The sequence below is a fragment of the Bartonella sp. HY328 genome (genome assembly GCF_025449335.1).
Taxonomy (GTDB): domain Bacteria; phylum Pseudomonadota; class Alphaproteobacteria; order Rhizobiales; family Rhizobiaceae; genus HY038.
The window spans coordinates 485,143-505,000 of record NZ_CP104883.1; the positions used below are offsets into that span (position 1 = coordinate 485,143).

At 42.2% G+C, this 19,858-nt stretch carries 19 protein-coding genes; 9 read left to right on the top strand and 10 right to left on the bottom strand.

The genetic code is table 11. From position 1 onward, the window contains the following. The 7 genes from N5852_RS01955 (at position 1) to N5852_RS01985 (ending at position 5,913) form a co-directional block, all read left to right on the top strand. Positions 1-1,050 (top strand): BaGTA-type gene transfer agent maturation protease BgtD, encoded by a 1,050-nt coding sequence (locus tag N5852_RS01955; protein WP_262098697.1) that lies wholly within the window; start codon positions 1-3, stop codon positions 1,048-1,050. Between the two features lie 65 nt (positions 1,051-1,115). Next, positions 1,116-2,060, top strand: coding sequence for a gene transfer agent tail collar protein BgtC (locus N5852_RS01960; RefSeq protein WP_262098698.1), 945 nt, complete (start codon positions 1,116-1,118; stop codon positions 2,058-2,060). Position 2,061: 1 nt separating this feature from the next. After that, a complete protein-coding gene (locus N5852_RS01965; RefSeq protein ID WP_262098699.1) occupies positions 2,062-2,487 on the top strand; it encodes a hypothetical protein in 426 nt (141 codons plus the stop codon). A gap of 56 nt (positions 2,488-2,543) precedes the next feature. Then, on the top strand, positions 2,544-4,361 hold the full coding sequence (locus tag N5852_RS01970) for a phage tail protein (RefSeq protein WP_262098701.1): 1,818 nt from the start codon (positions 2,544-2,546) through the stop codon (positions 4,359-4,361). Positions 4,362-4,372: 11 nt separating this feature from the next. After that, positions 4,373-4,939 carry a hypothetical protein gene (locus N5852_RS01975; RefSeq protein ID WP_262098702.1) on the top strand — a complete coding sequence of 189 codons (567 nt, stop codon included), beginning with the start codon at positions 4,373-4,375 and terminating at the stop codon, positions 4,937-4,939. 35 nt (positions 4,940-4,974) lie between these two features. Beyond that, positions 4,975-5,640 (top strand): gene transfer agent endolysin BgtA, encoded by a 666-nt coding sequence (locus tag N5852_RS01980; protein ID WP_262098703.1) that lies wholly within the window; start codon positions 4,975-4,977, stop codon positions 5,638-5,640. Continuing rightward, positions 5,641-5,913 carry a hypothetical protein gene (locus N5852_RS01985; protein WP_262098704.1) on the top strand — a complete coding sequence of 91 codons (273 nt, stop codon included), beginning with the start codon at positions 5,641-5,643 and terminating at the stop codon, positions 5,911-5,913. Positions 5,914-6,160: 247 nt separating this feature from the next. Here N5852_RS01985 and N5852_RS01990 read toward each other — a convergent pair whose 3' ends face one another. Beyond that, complete coding sequence (locus tag N5852_RS01990; protein WP_262098705.1) at positions 6,161-6,454, bottom strand: PepSY domain-containing protein; 294 nt, start codon at positions 6,452-6,454, stop codon at positions 6,161-6,163. A gap of 143 nt (positions 6,455-6,597) precedes the next feature. On the opposite strand from N5852_RS01990, the gene N5852_RS01995 reads away from it, so the two are divergent. Continuing rightward, the gene (locus N5852_RS01995) at positions 6,598-6,954 is read left to right on the top strand and encodes a hypothetical protein (RefSeq protein ID WP_262098706.1); all 357 of its coding nucleotides are present in this window, start codon (positions 6,598-6,600) and stop codon (positions 6,952-6,954) included. Positions 6,955-7,046: 92 nt separating this feature from the next. Here the strand turns inward: N5852_RS01995 and N5852_RS02000 are convergent, their stop codons facing one another. The 4 genes from N5852_RS02000 to N5852_RS02015 form a co-directional block, all read right to left on the bottom strand. Next, entirely contained in the window at positions 7,047-7,595 is a 549-nt protein-coding gene (locus N5852_RS02000) for a flavodoxin family protein (RefSeq protein WP_262098707.1), read from the bottom strand. A gap of 60 nt (positions 7,596-7,655) precedes the next feature. Further along, positions 7,656-7,991: a DUF1330 domain-containing protein gene (locus N5852_RS02005; RefSeq protein ID WP_262098708.1), complete on the bottom strand. Its 336-nt coding sequence runs from the start codon at positions 7,989-7,991 to the stop codon at positions 7,656-7,658. Positions 7,992-8,092: 101 nt separating this feature from the next. Next, on the bottom strand, positions 8,093-8,986 hold the full coding sequence (locus N5852_RS02010) for a LysR family transcriptional regulator (RefSeq protein WP_262098709.1): 894 nt from the start codon (positions 8,984-8,986) through the stop codon (positions 8,093-8,095). Positions 8,987-9,143: 157 nt separating this feature from the next. After that, positions 9,144-11,678, bottom strand: coding sequence for a ligase-associated DNA damage response DEXH box helicase (locus N5852_RS02015; RefSeq protein ID WP_262098710.1), 2,535 nt, complete (start codon positions 11,676-11,678; stop codon positions 9,144-9,146). Between the two features lie 117 nt (positions 11,679-11,795). Between N5852_RS02015 and N5852_RS02020 the strand changes: the two genes are divergently transcribed. Beyond that, positions 11,796-12,734, top strand: a complete 939-nt coding sequence (locus tag N5852_RS02020) for a glycosyltransferase family 25 protein (RefSeq protein WP_262098711.1) — start codon at positions 11,796-11,798, stop codon at positions 12,732-12,734. 7 nt (positions 12,735-12,741) lie between these two features. Here N5852_RS02020 and selB read toward each other — a convergent pair whose 3' ends face one another. From selB to N5852_RS02045, 5 genes are all read right to left on the bottom strand, one after another. Further along, a complete protein-coding gene (gene selB / locus N5852_RS02025) occupies positions 12,742-14,676 on the bottom strand; it encodes a selenocysteine-specific translation elongation factor (RefSeq protein WP_262098712.1) in 1,935 nt (644 codons plus the stop codon). Further along, a complete protein-coding gene (gene selA / locus N5852_RS02030) occupies positions 14,673-16,061 on the bottom strand; it encodes an L-seryl-tRNA(Sec) selenium transferase (RefSeq protein WP_315973227.1) in 1,389 nt (462 codons plus the stop codon). Before selA ends, selB begins: the two co-directional genes overlap by 4 nt. A gap of 15 nt (positions 16,062-16,076) precedes the next feature. Next, complete coding sequence (fdhE, locus tag N5852_RS02035; protein WP_262098713.1) at positions 16,077-16,991, bottom strand: formate dehydrogenase accessory protein FdhE; 915 nt, start codon at positions 16,989-16,991, stop codon at positions 16,077-16,079. Between the two features lie 263 nt (positions 16,992-17,254). After that, positions 17,255-18,787: a class I SAM-dependent methyltransferase gene (locus N5852_RS02040; protein WP_262098714.1), complete on the bottom strand. Its 1,533-nt coding sequence runs from the start codon at positions 18,785-18,787 to the stop codon at positions 17,255-17,257. 96 nt (positions 18,788-18,883) lie between these two features. Beyond that, positions 18,884-19,714, bottom strand: coding sequence for an enoyl-CoA hydratase (locus N5852_RS02045; RefSeq protein ID WP_262098715.1), 831 nt, complete (start codon positions 19,712-19,714; stop codon positions 18,884-18,886). Positions 19,715-19,858: the final 144 nt, after the last annotated feature.

The window sequence follows — 19,858 nt, forward strand, 5'->3', positions numbered from 1 at the left end:
ATGGGTGGTAGCACAGGAAAAAATAGTAAAACCGAACAAAGCCAGACACAGAGCCAGACCAATGCGCCGCCTGCTTGGTCGCAAGCTTTATTTCAGCAAGGGGCAAGTGATGCTCTATCGGCCTATCAAAATGGACAAGGCGGTAATGTTTATCAAGGGCAGCGCGTTGCAGATTTAAGTGATACAACAAAGTCTGCTATTGATGGTTTGACAGATAGTGCTAATAATTTCAACAATGATTATCTTCGTCAATTGATGAATAATCCTACCTCAAGTGCTAGTAATTTAACAAAAATGGCATCAGGTGATTTAATTGGCAATAATAGTGCTTTTAACGAAGCATTACAAAATACGTTAAATAATACTGCCACCACAATTAATAGCCAGATGGCAGGTGCTGGGCGATATGGCTCGGGTGCGCATTCGGGAGTTCTTGCCAATAATCTAGGCCAAGTTGCAACCTCCGCTTTGTCCAACCAATATAATCAAGATGTAAAAAATATGCTAACTGCCAATAGTCAGATTGACAGTGCCAATCAAGGGCAAGTGGCCGGTGCTGCCAACTATTTAGGCAATGAAAGCAATGCTTGGCGCAATGCATTAAATGGTGGCCAGACGCTTGATGATAATGCGCAGGCGCAAGTTGATGCCGATTGGCAAAAATGGCTTGAAGATGACAACCGTGATTGGAGTAGGCTTAATCTTTTACAAAATGCGGCAACTGGTTTTTCAGGCAATTATGGCACAAGCAGTGGTTCGAGCCAAAGCGAGACAACCAAAAAGCCAAGCCTGTTGGATACGGCGAAAACGGTTGGTGGCTTGATTGGCAAATCTGATATTCGCGCCAAAGAGAACATTGTTCAAATTGGAAATCGCAATGGCTATCCGCTTTATGAGTTTAATTATTGTGGGCAGCCACAACGTTATCGCGGCGTGATGGCGCAAGATGTTTTATCCATTAAACCACAAGCAGTGCTGATTGATGAGCGTGATGGCCTTTATTGTGTTGATTATACTGAGATCGGCTTTGCTATGGAATTAGTTCATTAAACTTGCCTAGGTCCTGACCCTAAAAAGGCTTCTTAAGTTTTTCCCTTAATAATTTGGAGATGGTGATGAGCACAATTTATGATTGGTCGCTCAATGCGGCGAATAATGCCAATGCCGATGATATTATCAATTGGTCGGAAGGGCAGCCACCAAGTTCGGTAAATAATTCAGCGCGGGCGATGATGCAGCGTATTCGCGAATATATTGCCGATATTGGTGGCACACTGATCGCGGGCGGAAGTGCAAATAGTGTGGAATTACGCAGTAATGCAACGATAACCAGCCTATTTGATGGTATTTTGGTGCGGTTTCGAGCCGTTGCCACTAATAATGGTAGTGCGACTTTGAATTTGAATGGTCTTGGTGCACGGCCATTTTTTCAGTCGAACTTTAATGGTGTTACTGCTTTAGTCGGTGGCGAAATTAAAATTGGTGGTATTTATGAGGCGGTTTACCAACAAAGTTTGAATAATGGTGGAGGTGGTTGGTTTTTGGCAGCACCAACACTAAGCCAACCCATTCCTACTGGTATGATTGCGCCTTTTGCTATGGCATTTGCGCCAAATGGTTGGCTTGAATGTAATGGAGCTGCGGTTTCACGCACTGCTTATCCTGCTTTGTTTAATGCCATTGGTGGCACTTGGGGGTGGGGTGATGGCCAGACAAGTTTTAATTTACCTGATTTTCGCGGTATATTCTTACGCGGGTGGGACCATGGGCGTGGCGTTGATAGCGGGCGTGCTTTTGCAACTGTTCAAGATAGTCAAAATCGTGCGCACAATCATGGTGGCGTAACCAGCACGAACGGCAATCATAATCATAATTTTACCTATTCGCAGACGGATTTGGTTGTTTCAGCAAATTTTGGTTTCAATGCTTTTACCCCGGCTTTGCACGAAGAAACACGCGCGACCACAACTAGCGGTAACCACAACCACACCATCAATTCTGATGGCGGTAACGAAGCGCGGCCGATTAATGTGACAATTTTATATGCGATAAAGGTGTAATATGAGTGCAAGCCCCACGCCTTTTGCTATTTCTGGAATTAATGAACCGGAAAAAATTCGTGTACTCATTTATGCCAATAATGAAATGGTGCATGCGCCGCTGAATGCAGTTTTAAAAGCTGGTATAACGAGTGGCAGCAATGAAAATGGCGATTATGTTCGCTTTGCCGATGGCACTCAGATTTGTTGGGCCAATTCTGTATCATCAGTTAGGCCAAGCAATAATCAATCCTTTGATGAATGGATTTTTCCAGCTTCTTTCGTGTCAACACCAGTGGTTACAATCACGCCATTGTCGGTACAAAATAATAATTCTGTGCTCATTAGTGAGATTGACAGGGCAAAAGTACTGTTTAATCGCAATACCAATGAGTTAACCGGTAGTGTGAAGCCATTACAAAGAATGGCCATGGGCCGCTGGTTTTAAAATTGTCATTAAAGTTTTTGGGCCGCTTTAAAGCGGCTTTTTTATGGAGTTAACCTATGGCTGTTCCTTATCACACCCATAATTTTGAATTGCCAGCCGCAACCAAGCAAGAGGTGGTGGCAGGAATTGCAGTTGATAAAGTTGTTGTGCCTGCCAGTCTTGGCAGTGCAGCGGTTGAAAATGTATCAGCTTTTGCAACCGCAGCACAAGGCGCAAAGGCCGATTCGGCGGTTGGGCCTGATCGTAAAATTATTGCTGGCGATGGTTTACAAGGCGGTGGTAATTTTAGTGAAGATAGAACCCTTAGCTTATCCGAAGCAACATTAACTGCTTTAGATAATGCAAATAATGCTGCCTCTAAATTTATGATCCTATCACCTGGTCGAGGTTTGACGGGTGGCGGCACTTTAAGTGATCGCAGTATTGAGTTTTCACTAAATAGTACAAGCTTAGCAGCTATTGCTAAAGCGCAAACCGCAGTGCAACCCGAAGATCTTGGCGCATTAGCCAAAAAGAGCAAAATCGCCATTGCCGACATTACCGCGACTGGTACCGCCAATAGCACCAGCTTTCTGCGTGGGGACGGCAGTTGGGCCACTGTTTCCGCAACTGGATCTGGCAGTGGCGATATGGCAAAATCGGTCTATGATCCGAGCGGTAAAAATAGTGATGCTTTCAATATGGATAATATGGTGACTGGAACCACCAATCGTTTATTTACTGCAAACGATAAAGTTGCCCTTGATGATGCTGCTAGTAAAGCGAAAACCGCGGTGCAACCGGCAGATCTTGGCGCATTAGCCAAAAAGAGCAAAATCGCCATTGCCGACATTACCGCGACTGGTAGCGCCAATAGCTCTAGCTTTTTGCGTGGGGACGGCAGTTGGGCCACTGTTTCCGCAACTGGATCTGGCAGTGGCGATATGGCAAAATCGGTCTATGATCCGAGCGGTAAAAATAGTGATGCTTTCAATATGGATAATATGGTGGCTGGAACCACCAATCGTTTATTTACTGCAAACGATAAAGTCGCCCTTGATGATGCTGCTAGTAAAGCGAAAACCGCGGTGCAACCGGCAGATCTTGGCGCATTAGCTAAAAAGAGCAAAATTGCTATTGCCGACATCACCGCGACTGGTAGCGCCAATAGCTCTAGCTTTTTGCGTGGGGACGGTAGTTGGGCCACTGTTTCCGCAACTGGATCTGGTAGTGGTGATATGGCAAAATCGGTCTATGATCCCAATAATGTGGCGGCAGATATTTTTGACGCTGATAACCTTAATGAAGGGAGCCGCAATCTATTTTTACGTACAACTGAACGGCGTGCAATTGCAGCTGTTTTGGCTTCACAAAATAGTTTCGTTGGGCAGATTGCGTTTTTTGCCGCCAGCCAAGCGCCCTCTGGCTGGTTAAAAGCTAATGGTGCATTGGTATCTCGTATCTCCTACCCTAACCTTTGGGCTTTTGTCGCAGAAAATGGTGCTTTGGTAGAGGAAAGCGATTGGCAAGCCGGAGCACAAGGTTGTTTTTCTTACGGCAATGGTGAAGCTTCTATGTTTAGGCTTCCTGATTTGCGTGGAGAGTTTTTGCGTAGTTTTGATGATGGGCGTGGTGTTGATGCAGGGCGAGTTATTGGTACAGCACAAGGCGATGCTATACGCAATATTACTGCAAAATTATCAGCGGCGGGCGGCGTGCCGTGGAGTAACCCAAGTGGTGCTTTTTCGCTCAATAATACCGGGGCTTATCGAAATGGTGGCTCAACCATTGTGGTAACCGGTCCGGCACTGACATTTGATGCGTCAAATGTTGTGCCTACTGCCAACGAAAATCGCCCGCGCAATATCGCTTTATTAGCTTGTATACGTTATTAAGGTTAAAAATTATGAGTGCACCAAAAATTTATAATTATCATCCAAATAGTTTTGAATATTTAGGGCAAGGCGTTGCAGATCGTTCGCCGATGGAAGAGGGCGTTTGGTTGTTTCCCGCCTTTTCAACCTTGCAACCACCGCCAAAATTAAAAAAAAATCAAAATGCTATTTTTCTATCTGAGCAAGATAAATGGCAAATCATCGCTGATTATCGCGGTGATATTTGGTTTGATAGCGATGGCACCAGGATAGAAATAAATAGCTTGGGCAACCCTGCCGAAATTGGGCTTTTGCGTCAAGCGCCCAAAAATGATGAACATCAGGTTGATGATGACAAAATCTATCCTGTTTTAACTGCTCGCCAAATACGACTATTATTACGCAAGCTTGATAAATTGCCCCTTGTGCAAGGCGTCATCAACACTCTGCCATCGCCTAAAAAAGAAGATGCGCAAATAGAGTGGGATTATGGTTTGAGTTTTGACCATGAGCATTTTTTGGTTCAGCATATTGTGAGTGGTTTGGCGCTTGATTGGGATAGTTTTAATGAAGCTTGGCAGGAATTTTCCAAAATATAATTGGGAATAGATTTTTATCCTAGAAAGGTGATTTCGTGACTAGAAAAATCAATCAACAAGGGTTGGATCACATCAAACGCTGGGAAGGTTTACGCATTAACGCTTATCAAGATAGTGCGAATGTTTGGACAATTGGCTACGGGCATACCAGTATGGCAGGTGATCCTTATGTAAGGCCGGGCATGGTAATTACCGATATTGAGGCCACTCATATTTTAATGCGTGATTTAAGGCAATTTGAACAAGCGGTTGAGCAAGCCGTTAAAGTTAAATTGAATGACAGCCAATTTGCAGCACTTGTTTCATTTGCCTATAATGTTGGGGTTGGGGCTTTTAAAAAATCTTCTTTGCTTAAAAAATTAAACAAGGGCGATTATGATGGAGTGCCGGTGGAATTGATGAAATGGGTTAATGCGGGCGGTAAACGCTTGCAAGGGCTAGTTAATCGAAGATCTGCTGAGGGTGGTTTATGGGCAAAGGGTGAATTTGTTTCGTCTAATTATATCAAACCGCAACCAATTAAGGATAATCCTTTGACTAAGCCAGAAGTGATTGCCCCAATATTGGGAGCTGCATCAGGATTAACTGGTTTTGCTAGTGGCGGGGGACCTTTTCAATGGGCTTTAGCCCTTGTTATGGTAGTGGCGGCCTTTATTGGTGCAGCTTATTTTATTCGCCGTATCAAAAAGGAAAATACTTAAATGATTTGGCCCTATAAAATTGGCATAATTGCTGTTTGTTTCTTTGCCGCCGCATCAAGCGGCTTTTTTTATGGGCGCAATTTTGAGCGCGAGGCTGCGCTAAAATCAGCGGTTAAAGCCTACCAATTAGCGAGTAAAATTCAAAATGAAGTTGATCTATATAGCGATTATGCTTTGTGCCTTGCCCTTAATGGGGTGTCAAAGCCCTTCCCAAAAAATGATCCATGCGAGGCTCTCTTGCGCAGGGTGGACGGCACCGCCGAAAATAAATGAGCCAGCCCAATTGGTTTTGAAAGAGCCGCTACTTAGCAAATGGCTTGTGGTAACCAATCGCTTTGGGCAAAAGCAAGGCTGTTGGAAGTAAAGGAAAAAAGATGCTCTTGTTAGAGCGTTTTTCCAAAAAGTGTGAAGCGGTTTTCGGACAAAAAACATGGTGTAAACAATTGATTAGAGCACCCATCTGATCCAGTCAGATCGGCGCTCTAAAAGGCATCTTTTTAATTATTCCTATATGATGAAATCAATCATCATATTCTTGGCCGGTAATATTGCCTTGATTGTCAACGCGAAGCTCAAGGCGCTGGTTGTTTCTGTCTGTTACCTCAACTTCCCAACCGTAATATTTTTGGTCAATATCACGAATTTGATAGCCTGCTTGTTCAATTTTACTGGCAAGTTGTGAAGTACTGATGCGGGCGCTTGTTTGTGTAGGATAGGGCGCATTTTGTGCATAAGAAGCGGACACTAAACCAGTAACACCAATTGCTGCTATTGCAGAGGTAACAACAAGGGCGCGTAACGTTTTAACTGACATTTTTCATCTCCATGATTGAGTTTGTTTAAGATTTTGTTTGATGAAACTTATCTAGCATGATTCCCCTGACGCCAATCTCACGCGAATCGTCAGCGTTCTGACAGGAAGTAAAACCTGTTTTTTTATTGTAAGAAAGATATAAAATGCCTGAGAGAAATATTCCGCCCGATTGGTATCTAACGCTATTTGGGCTTTTTTGGACGGGGCTTGCCGGCAGCCTTGGCGCTGTTTTACGACAAATAACTGGCCCACAACAAAGTTGGTTGAAAAGATTAAGTGAATGGATTGGTGGGGCTATCTGTGCCGTTTATATGACACCAACGGTTACCCATATTTCGCTACATCTTTTTGATAAATTTGATTTAATTGAACAAGGAGCAATATTATCACCAGAAAGTATAACTGGCCTTGCTGGTCTTATGTGTGGTGCATTGGGCATAACTTTGATTGAAAGCTTAGTTATTATTATCAAACATTTTAGGCGAAAAATTGCGAGTTGAGGCTGGTATTATAGCCTTAACTCGCTTTTTTACTCTTTGAAAAATGCTAAATAAAACTACTTCCAAAGTGCTTTATAAGACATTTAGGATAATTATCGAGATAATTTTTCTGCTATTTCGCTGACATGTTTGCCAAGATATTGAGCGGTGAGTAAATCATTCATTTTAGGGGTGATTTCTGGGGATGCATCGCTTGATTGCGCCATCGCACCTAACCAGCTGCCAATTGGGTTTAAATCAGCATCAGTGGTTCCTGCCATCAAACCAAGATTTACCCATATCATCCCTTGTTGAGCTGCAAAAAGACTCATTGTCATAAGGCTATTAAGTTTATCGCCATGTAAAGCACCAGATGTTGTAAAGCCTGCTGCAAGTTTGTTTTGCCAAGCTTGTTTGATAAAAGCAGGGCGGGTTGACTCTTCCATAAATTGTTTAAAACGTGCGCTAATTGTTCCGTTATATGTGGGGGAGCCGAAAATAATTGCATCGGCTTCTTCCAATAACGGCCAAGGTGTTGCTTCATCACTAAGTTTAATTTCAAATACTTCGGCGCCTTGTACTTCCCTCGCACCTTTTGCTACATATTGGGCAAGTTTTTCTGTATGGCCAAAGCCACTATGATAAACGATTGCAATCTTCATGATCTGATATTCCTTAAATTATATTGTTTAGTTTAAAAATTGGCGAACAAAGAAATTGGTTTAAGAAGATGGTAGTGTTAGCCCTTCAACAAGATAGGCGTTGGTTTTTCCTGCTTTATGGCGTAACGGTATAATTTTTTGATAGGCCTCAGAGTAATACCAATTTTTTGCATGCTGCATTGAAGGAAATTCTAAGATTACAATAGCTGCATTTGCTAATGACTCTCCTTCCAATGGAACCGTTTGATTATTGCGTACAATTAGTTTGCCATTAAAAGGTATTAAAGTTGCCAGAACTTGCGATGAATAAGTTTGCATAGGTTCTAAATCATTTAACCAAAATTCGGCGACAAAATAGGCTAGTTTATTTTCAACTATTAAAGATGTGTCTTGCATTTTTATCATTCCTGCGGGATGTGCGTGATGAATGATTAAATATCTTGATTTTGAAAAATAACTAGTCGTATTAAAATCATTGAACTTATGAATGGCATTCATTAATGGTGATAGCGCAAAGCCTGCACGAGAAGGTTAAAGGCGGCTGTATGATGTCGGCGGCTTGGATAATATAAATAATAACCTGGAAATGGCTGACAAAATTCTTCAAGAACGCTTATTAAATGGCCAGATGTGATATAGTCTTTAACTATGTCATGCGGAATATAAGCAAGACCGAAGCCGTCAAGGGCTGCAGTTAATATTTGCGGGTAGGTATTGAAGGTAAGTTGCCCTTTGACTCGTATTTTGACGGTTTTTTCGTCCACATCAAATTCCCAAGGATAAAGCCCGCCTGATGTGGGTAGCCGCAAATTGATACAATTTTGCTGATCTAAATCTTCTAGATTTTTTGGTTTTGTAAAATGTTCAAAATAAGAAGGTGTTGCAACGACTGCCATATGCATATTTGGCCCTATACAAACGCCAATCATATCCTTGGCAAGATGCTCACCTAGACGGATACCCGCATCAAAGCGGCTGCTTACAATATCAACAAGACCGTAATCACTGCTGATTTCGATATTTATATTGGGGTATTTTTCTAAAAATATTTTTAATTTAGGCCAAAGAACATATTGTGCCGCAAGATCAACCGTTGTTAAGCGAATAGTTCCAGATGGTTGGCCGCTTAATTGGGTGATGGTTTCAAGTTTTTCTTCAACTTCTTGCAACAAGGGAAAAACATCTTGAATAAGTTGCTCGCCAGCTGGCGTTACTGCAACGCTTCGAGTTGTGCGCGTTAAAAGCCTTAAATTCAATCGCGCTTCAAGCCCACGTATGGCGTGGCTAAGAGCGGATTGAGTAAGGCCAAGTTGGCTTGCCGCCCGTGTAAAGCTTTTTTCTCTTGCAACAACAAAAAACAACAAAAGATCATGGATGTTTTCACGTAACATTGTATTATCCGCTTAATTTTTTTAGCCTTTTAGGCAATGAAGTATTTAAAAACACCATGCTCATTTTAATGTTGACGCATAAAATGCAGTTTTATTGCGAATATTATACCATTTAAACCGTGCAGGTATGAATAATAAAATGATTGGCTTTTATATATCAACCAAAATCAAAATTAGCATATTCTTGCGCGAGTTCTTCCAATATAAGGTTTCGACCGCTACCCGGAATCATTTCGCGGCCGATCTCCATAATAACCGGTAGCGCAAGCGGTGATATATGGGTGCAGTGGTGATGGTGAATATGATTTTTAATCCTTGCCAGCATATCACCAAGGCGTGCTATATCTAAAAGGCCATGGGCGGCATCTTGACGGGTTGCTTTTAATAAAATGTGGTCTTTTTGATGATTGCGTAAAACGTCATAGACAAGATCAGTTGAAATGGTGACTTGCCGTCCGGTTTTCATGGTACCAAAATGGCGGCGATTAATAAGCCCTGAAATAATCGCGCAATTACGAAAAGACCGTTTCAATAAATGGCTGTCTTCAAGCCATGCCTCAAGGTCATCGCCCAGCATGTCTTCACTCAATAATGCGCTTAAATCTAACTGCTTTGATGCAATAGCTTGATTTAAGTCGTTAAGTCCCCAAAGGGCAATCGAATAATCGGTTGCGACAAAGCCAAGTGGATTAAGCCCCATGCGGTCTAGACGCTTGGTGAGTAACATGCCAAGGGTTTGATGAGCAAGGCGGCCTTCAAAGGGATAGGCAACGAGAAAATGCTGCTTTTTTTCTTGAAATGTTTCAATTAATAATTCGTTTTGGGCTGGCAAAATCGATTTTTGCTGTTGCATTTCTAGCCAATGCCGCACAGCGTCCGGCAATTTTTGCCAGCTTTGCGGCTTGGCGAGCATGGCCCGTACTTGGGCGGCAAGAAAGGTTGATAGTGGAAATTTACCGCCAGCATAGGATGGAATGCGCGCTTCATGCTTTGGTGAAAGCGAAACAAAACATTGATTATCCCTTATCCCTTCAAAGCGCAAAACATAACCTGCAAAAAGAAATGTATCGCCATTTTCTAAGGATTCAACAAAGCCTTCTTCGATTTTGCCAAGCTGTTTGCCACCATAAGACGTGCGCTTCAGGCTGCCCTTTTTGATAAGGCGAACTTGCAATTCAGCCGCTTCAATGATTGTGCCGATGTTCAAGCGATATTGCTGGGAAATTTTTGCATTGCTAACCTGCCAAAGCCCTTCCTTATTTTTGCGAATTTTGGCAAAGTTCTCATAGGCTTTTAAAGCATAACCACCGGTTGCGACAAAATCTAATATGCGGTCAAAGTCAATGCGAGATAGATTTTTGTAATGAATGCTTGAGGTAACTTCATCATAAAAATTATCTGCATCAAAAGGCGCGGCAATGGCCATGCCAAGCACATGTTGGGCTAAAACATCTAAAGCACCTTTACTAATATTTGGGCTATCTTGCGCGCCGATATAATTGGCATCAAGGGCTGCTTGACATTCTAGCACTTCAAAGCAATTTGCTGGCACAAGGATCGCTTTACTTGCCTCATCAAGGCGGTGGTTAGAACGACCAATGCGCTGGGCAAGGCGGCTTGCCCCCTTGGGTGCGCCAATATGGACAACAAGATCGACATCGCCCCAGTCAATACCAAGATCAAGGGTGGAGGTTGCAACAATTGCTTTAAGGCTATTGCGGCTCATTGCTTCTTCAACCTTGCGCCGACGGGCAACATCTAGCGAGCCATGATGAAGGGCAATGGGTAAATTGTCTTCATTTAAGCGCCATAATTCTTGAAATACCATTTCAGCCTGTGATCGGGTATTCACAAAGATAAGCGTCGTTTTTGCAGTTTTGATAACATCATAAATATCTGGCAGCGCATAACGGGCTGAATGTCCTGCCCAAGGCAATCTTGCATGAGATTTTAAAATGGTGATTTGCGGGGGAACGCCACCTTTTACCGTGACCAGTTCGGCAAGGTTATTTTTTAACGATGCGCAATTTTGCGGCACAAGCCAGCCACGTAAATCATCTGGATCACTCACCGTTGCTGAAAGACCGATGGTTTGTAAATTGGGTTGGAGTTTAAACAATCGCGCCAAACCTAAGGATAAAAGATGGCCGCGCTTTGATGTGTGTAGGGCATGGAGTTCATCAAATATGACGAATTTCAAATCGTCAAAAAAGCGTTTTGCATCATTTGCTGCGAGCAATAAAGCGAGTTGCTCGGGCGTTGTCAATAAAATATCAGGCGGGGTAATTTTTTGACGTTGGCGTTTATGCTGCGGTGTATCACCGGTGCGCGTCTCTATTGATACATCAAGCGCCATTTCTGCTATCGGCGTTGCGAGATTGCGGTGTATATCAACGGCAAGTGCTTTTAGGGGCGAGATATAAAGCGTATGAATACCCGTAGTTTTTTTTGTTTTTGTGCGCGATAAGTTGAACAATGAAATGAGCGAAGGTAAAAAGCCGGCCAAAGTTTTACCCGCACCTGTTGGCGCAATGAGTAGAGTTGATAGACCTTTGTCAGCCTTTTCAATGAGAGCAAGTTGATGGGGACGTGGCTGCCAGTTTTTTTGTAAAAACCAATCTTTAAATTTTTCTGGTAAAAGATCAATTTTATCTATAGGGGCAGGAATATTAATTTCTGTCAAATAAGCCATCCATTGTTGTAATTATTTATAAAGTAAGAAATGTGATGCATTTTGACAATGGAATAGTTCAATGTCGGTTTGCTAAAGACAAAAAATAGACTAGATTTAAAAAAATTAGGAAATCTTATGAAGCTTTATGTCATCAATCTTGATCGCACACCAGAGCGCTTACAGCGTTTGCAGAAAATTTTTGGCGACTTGCAGCTTGAGTTGACGCGGGTTGCTGCTATTGACGCGCAAAATTTAAATGATGATGATGTAAACGAAATACAAAAAAATAATATATGGAGCGAGCCTTTAACCAAGGGTGAAATTGCTTGTTTTTTAAGTCATGCCCGCGCGTTGCAGCTTATTGCAGACGGTGATGATGAATATGGCGCTATATTTGAGGATGATGTCGAGCTAGGTGAGGGTGCGCAAGATATTTTGCAAGATGACCAATGGATTATTGATCATTTTAGCAAAAATAATTTAGAGCGTTTTCCGAAAAGTGTGAAGCGGTTTTCGGACAAAAAACGCGGTGTAAACAAAGGATTAGAGCGCCGATCTGATCTAGTCAGATCGAAATGCGCTCTAAGTAATGCGCCCTGCGATATAATCAAACTTGAAACATCTGGCAAAAAAGTTTGGCTGGGTGAGGGGCAAAAAATTGGTTGTTTTAAGGGGCAAGAATTTTATCTTGCGGAATTAAAATCAACTCATATCATGGCGGCTGCCTATATTGTTTCAAAACAGGCTGCGCAAAAATTATTAATGCAAATGCAGCATGTAAGTGCGCCTTTTGATCATTGGTTATTTAATTTTGATTATGGCATTATCGATAAATTGAAAGCCTATCAGCTTGATCCTGCCATCGCTATACAAGCGCAATTACCAAGTACGTTGCAAGGTGAGCGAAGTCAAATTACCACAGCTAAGAAAGTTAAACGCACTAAAGCACAAACCATCAAACGCGAATTATGCCGGTTGGTAAAGCGCAGCAAAACCGGGCTTTGGGGATTGGGCATTAATCTATTGACTAAAACCCGATGGAAACGCGTAGCTTTTGCTAAAAAGGCTGATTAATTAGCTTTTACAATGTGGTGTCACTAAATAGATCTAGTCGGTAAGGATTAAGGCGGCGCTCGTCACCACGGCGAATGGTAACGCCATGTCGGTCAAAAAATTCAAGCAATAAAATAGCTATTTTCCGGCCATTATCTAAGCGATCACGTAAATCCGCAGCAACGAAAATGCCTTTTTCCTTTTGGCTGGCAATATCACGCATGATGTCGACTATTTGCGCTAGCACAGGCTTTGGAAAAAAATAGTCTTGCGCGACTTCGTAAACGCGCCCCATACGGCTAGATGCTTTCAAAATGGCGCGCATATGGCTTTCATCAATGGTGAGATCATTGGCAAAATCACGGGTGCGCGGTGGTTTAAACCGTAAATCACCGTTTAAAATAGGGGAAATTTTTTGAAAAATTGCCTCATCTTCTGCGGATAAATGTGCTTCATGACCAAAAAGCCCAACCCATGCGCCAAAAATTCGATATTGTTTTTGTTTAATGCCTTCTTGCAGCAAAAGACGGAAAAAAGGTGCTTTTAACTCGGGCGCAGTTTGACGGCGTAATTGCTCTAGCCCGATGCCTTGCAAATCAGGCTCCATTGCATGAAAGTTAGTTAAAATGGCGCTAACTTTTTCATTTATTGCTGCAAAATAAGTATCACTTAAAATGACAGTGCCATCATTGGTAGCAATTTTTTTAACTTTGACAATGGTTAAAAGATCTTCGGCTTCATTATCGGTTAAATTACGGGCGCGGCAAAAATCTTGCCAATTGACAAAAAATGGCTCAATTGCAAGGAGGGCGGTTAAAGCCTCAGCATGATTGCGATTTTCTAAAGCGTCAAGAATTGCCAGGCGCTGAGGGCTGCGTCTTTTGCGCGCTGGGGCAAAGGGATCAATAATAAAACCGCCGCCAATGGTTCTGCTTGCCGATGTATCACGAATAATAAAATGGTCAAAACTGGCGGCAATAATTGGTTCTTCACTGACTATTTGCACTAATGGCTTGCTATTTGGTGTGCCTTCATCACTTTCCAAAAAAACAAGTCGGGCAGCCATATCGCGCGCTCCATGGTGAAAGCGCACTGGAAACCATTGTTGCAAATTCTTTTTTTCATTGTTTAAGACTTGAAGCCTTACATCAAAGCGGTTGGTTGGTTGATCTAAAAAAGGATCAATCACCATATCTCCACGTTTGATACGGTCTAATGTAAGCATATCGCCAACAAGATTTAACGCTGCGCGGTCGCCGCTCATCGCCTCTGACTTTTCTTCGTTTTGCACATGAAGCGTGCGAATGCGCCCTTTATAATGCTGTGGCGCCACAACGATATCGTCATTTTTATGGATTTGCCCCGATAAGACGCTGCCAGTAATAACTGTTCCTACGCCTTTAACGCTAAAGGTGCGATCAATGGTTTGACGAAAACGCCCAGCAATTGGGCGATGTTTAAATTTTAGTGCCTCATCACTTAAAAATTGCCATAGCTCATCAATGCCTTGTCCTGTTAATGATGAGACGGCAAATATTGGCGCATTTTGCAAAAAACTATTTTGAGTAAAGTTTTGTATGTCTTGCTCAACTGCGATAAGTCGATCTCTATCAACAAGATCAATTTGGGTTAATGCAATTGCGCCTTTGGTAATCCCCATCAGTGATAATATATCAAGATGCTCGCGGGTTTGTGGCATAATGCCATCTTTTGCAGCAATTACCAGCAAAGCAAAATCGATGCTCGCCGCGCCAGTTGCCATGGTTGCAATTAGCTTTTCGTGGCCGGGAACATCTACAAAGCCAAGACGCTCGCCATTTTTAGCTGTTTTATAGGCAAAGCCTAGCTCAATCGTGATGCCGCGTTTTTTTTCTTCCAAGAGGCGATCGGTGTCAATGCCAGTAAGCTTTTTGACAAGGCTAGTTTTTCCGTGATCAATATGGCCTGCGGTTCCAATAATCATAAATCAAGCAATCCAAAATTGGCGGCAAAAGCCTGTGGTTCTTCCAATGTGCGTAAATCAAGCATAAGGCGATTGGCTTTCATACGACCAATGACCGGCACAGGTAGTTCGCGCAATTTTTGCGCCAATTGATTAAGGCTTAAGGTTTCATTTCCAGTGCTCTCGATTGCAATGGCAATGCTTGGCAGGGTTTGTGCCGGGCTTGCACCAGATCCGACCTCACTTTCGCATGGTAGTATTTCGGCATTGAAGAAATCACCAAGGCTATTTTGTATGTCTGGCAATAACAATCCGGCCATTTCAGCAATGTCCTGACGCTTTCTTGCCAAAAAGCGTAAGGTTGGAATATTTTTTAGCATCAGGCTTTCATTCTTGTAGCAATGCAAGGTAGCTTCAAGGGCTGCAAGGCGTATTTTATCCATGCGTAAAATACGTTTTAATGGATTGCGATTAATGCGCGCAATAAGCTCAGCCTTGCCAACAATAAAACCAGCTTGGGGGCCACCCAATAATTTGTCGCCTGAAAAACTAACAAGATCAGCACCTGCTTCGACCACTTCGCGGATACATGGTTCTGCCTGTAAGCCAAATTGTCGAAGATCAATAATATTGCCCGAGCCAAGATCCTCATAAAGCAGCAGTCCGGCATCATGAGCAATATTGGCGACTTCTTGAGTTGAAACGCTTTTGCTAAAGCCTTGAATGACAAAATTTGAGGTATGGACTTTGGCTATTGCTGCAGTTTCTTCACCAATTGCATTCATATAATCCGCGCGATGGGTGCGGTTAGTCGTGCCTATTTCACGTAAAGTAACGCCGGCTTTTTCCATGATGTCTGGCATGCGGAAAGCGCCGCCGATTTCAATCAATTCACCGCGCGATATAATCACTTGCCGGCGCCCTGATTTTAACTCCCCCAACATGTTGAGGCTAATAAAAACAGCGGCAGCATTATTATTAACTAGGGTTGCATCTTCAGCGCCAGTGAGTTCGCAAATTAATTGGCGCAGATGGTCATCTCGCTCCCCTCTGTTGCCGCTTTTTAAATTATATTCAAGCGCGACTGGATGGCGCATAGCATCACTTGCGGCCGCAATGGCCTCATCGGATAGAATTGCACGGCCAAGATTGGTATGCAAAATGGTGCCCGTAAGATTATAGACTGGCCGTAATTTCGATATGGATTTGCTTTCAAGTCTTGCAAGAACCAGTCCTGCAAGAAGTGCCGTATCGCGCGCTGGTCGTCCAGCTTTTATCACTGAGCGTTCATTGTCGATAACTGATCTAATCGCTTCAACTGTCGCCTTATGGCCAAAGCTTTTTAATGCATTAGCCAAAAGATTGTGTGAAAGTAACAAATCAACCGAAGGCAGCTTTGAAAACACGACCACTATCCTTTATCAAAATCCATATAAAAATGGATTAAAAGCTCCGCGAACAAAGCGGCCTTCTTGTTTAACCAAGAGATCAAGAGCTAGCGACCCAATATCATCTGCAAAAACATCTAGATTAACATCTTTTTGCGCATCGGTCATTTTGCAATATTTGCCGCAATCTCTACAGCTTTCTACTAAAATACTACCAGGCCCATCAGCAACTTCACCATATTCAACAGCACCGGTTTCACCGCAAAATGTGCATTTTATGCGAACGTAATTCCACATTGTACCGCAATAAAGGCAAGAACAAAAGCGTGTGCCTTCAGCATTTGGCCAATTGACAATTTGCGATGCTGAATGAGTGCCGCCGCAAGCAGGGCATAGATTTTGTTCAAGCGGTTTGATATTGCTTGTGTCAATTTGTGATGCAGCCAAACTATAAAGCACTTGCAAGCTCGCCAACATAAAAATATGTTCTGGTAATTGATCTTCTTGCAATTTGCGGTCATTAAGATTTTCAGCAATTTCTTTTTGCATCATTTTTGATTTTTTTACCGCGGCAAGAGCTTTCATTGAAGCTTCTGGCATAGTTATTTTTTCGATACGGGCAAAAAGATCTTTGGTAATTTTATTGGCAAGCGGATTTCTATATAATGCTGTGCGGTCAATAATTGGCATGCCAAAGTTTATTTGGCTTTTTTCATCAGTCAAAGACGTAAAACCGTCTTTGAATTTTTGTGCTGTTTCGTGCTGGGCTTTGGTTAAATCGGTTAAGAATTGGATATAGCTTGAAACGGGGTTAGTTGGAGCAAGACGCTCAAAGCGCAAAGCCCTATCTTCAAAAAGGCGATCAATATTGGCAACGCGGCAAACTGGTGGCTCGCGCATGGTTCCAACGGCTGTCATATCACCTTCAAATTTTTTATCACGTGGCATTTTCTATCCAGTAAGTTGATAGTTCTAAAGCGAGTGCTCTAAAACATATATGAATGTGTGAGTGGCCATGTTTACATGGAAATGCTAAATAGTGCTAGGGTATTTTAGAAAAACTATGAAGTTGCCACTTGTTAAAGCCGCAAAAGCGACGAATAATTAGGCTATTTTATACTTTCATTTAGGCTAAATTACGTGCATAAAATTAAAAGGCATGGTTAAACAACCATGCCTTTTATGTTCATAATACTGTAATCAGCGTTTAATTATAAAATTCCAAGATTTTGCCAGATAGGTAATGATTGTTCAACGACTTTGGTAAGATCGGGTTTTAGCATACGAATAGCATCGGCTTCTGTTGATATGATATTTCCTTCAAAAGATAGGGAATCGTTACGCTCAATTGCTCTTTTCCAAATTTTCTTGGCAAGGTCATTGACGGTTGGCTTGCTGCCATCAGCAAGAGCATCAAAAGCGATCAGGTCAAGGAAGTTCATCATTAAGCCATTGCCACTTGCAGCGCAGGCAAGAATACCTATTTTACGTTCCTGCTCAAGGCAGGTTTTGACATAGAGTCTATTAAATTTTCTTACCTCTTCACGTGATTTTTGCATCTCTATTGGTTTGATGATGTGAACATAATTGGCCGCAAGTAAAAGGCCGATAATTTGTTTTGCATTGGGATTAAGTTCTGGAATTCCGGGAAGTGTTACCAATTCGCCAAGGCTCATTGGCTTCTTTTCCAAAGCATCAAAAATTGGGCCGAACAAGTCTTTGTTAAGGCTTAAATCACCGACATGAGAAGCGATAGCGTAAAGAATTTTTTCTTTTGGAACAGCAAGTTGTAAAATACATTTCTTTAATTGTTCAAGCGCTTTTTTAGGCTGCAATGCAACAGACCCCCGAGCAAATAGGTCTTTACGAAATTTACGGTTGATAAAATAATCTTTGAGCGTTTCAACTGTTTGAGGGGCAGTCGCCGTCAAAATCTTGCTTTGTTTATAAGAAAATGAAAATTCATCAAAATTCTCAATATAGGTGCAAATGCCGATATATTTTAGTTTAGCTTCACTAAGATCCTTGGCAACATCGACATGGAATGAGGGGGCCCAATCTTGATTTAAATATTCGTGTGAAAGATAGGTTCCGTTATCGGGCAATTCACTGACAAATTGCTCAGGAATAAACCGAAGATTTTCGGGTAAGAGGTCCTTTATTCTATGGGCTGCCTTTAATACGCGCTGGTCGCTGCGTCCAGTTTCTTCAAGTGCGAGTTGGAACAGTAATTTTTGAAAAGGGATCACTTCGGACCAAGCAGGAAGGGTATTATAGGACACATAAACAATGCCGCCTGGCTTTAGATATTTTTTTATAAATTGTACGATATATTGGCGGTTTTGCGCGCTTACCCAGCTCCACACGCCATGCAGTGTAATATAATCAAATAAAGGCATACCTTTAGGACAAGGCTCTTCGGCTATTTGCTGGAAAGAGCATTCTTCAAAATGTACGTTATTTAAATTGGCTTTTTCAGCCATGCGTCTTGCTTCAAAAATATGGGCAGGGTTAAAATCAAATGCCCAAACATTAGCATTTTTATTCGCTGCGGCAATTAGGAGCGATGTTTCGCCGCGCCCGCAGCCAAGCTCACAATAATTATAATCCGCATCTGCAGGAACTGGCAATTCGATACCGTTTAATTGGCATACCATATCCATATGATTGGGGGTTTGTTCGACATATGTACCTGTTGTATATTCAATATCAGCGACATAACCATCGTGCCACATATTTGTCATGTTTTTACCTTGTTATTGCTTTAGTGTTAATATTAGAATGTTTTTATATTTTAATTTATAGATATTGCCTTGGCATCGGGATTATGTGGTCCTATGTTAGCGGTGATTAAACTCCGCTTGGCGCTTCTCAACAAAAGCAGCCATTCCTTCTTTTTGATCCTCTAGGGCAAAAAGCGAATGGAATATGCGCCGTTCAAACTGTAAACCCTGCTCCAAGGACAGTTCTTCAGCCATTTTGATCGTTTCTTTGGCTAGCATCGCGACCGGACGCGACATGGAGGCAATGGAAATTGCGGTCTTCAAAGCTTCTTCTTGTAAGTTTTCGCTCGGAATAATTCGTGCAACCAATCCGCAGCGTTCAGCTTCTTCTGCTCCCATCATGCGCCCAGTTAAGCACATGTCCATTGCTTTCGTCCGACCGATAAGTTTGGTTAAGCGCTGGGTGGCGCCCATGCCTGGCATAATGCCTAACTTTATTTCGGGCTGACCAAATTTAGCCGTCTCATCGGCAAGAATAATGTCGCACATCATTGCAAGTTCGCAGCCGCCACCCAATGCATAGCCAGAAATTGCAGCTATTGTTGGCGTGCGTAGATTGCTAAACTTTTGCCATTGGGCAAACCAATCCTGCATATACATTTCTATATAGCTTTGGTTTTGCATTTCTTTAATGTCAGCCCCGGCGGCAAATGCTTTCTGAGAGCCGCTGATAATAATGCAGCCAATAGTCGGGTCTTTATCAAAGTCGTTGCAGGCGGACAAAAATTCTTGGGTTAATTTGGAATTGATAGCGTTTAGTGCCTCTGGACGGTTGAGTTGAATGAGACCTATCCGGTTTTCATTGTTTGATGGCGATTGCAATCGTGAATTTTCTTTCTCTTCGCCATTACAATCATATGTTTTTATAATTATTGTTTCATAATTCATTATGAGCATACCTCCCCACACTATAATAAATGCGCCAACATTTTTTATACTATTAGATTTATCCATCGATTAAATTAATAGAAATCATGCTTATATAAATTAATATTAAATCGATGTTACCTAGAATATTATCAGCTTATCATG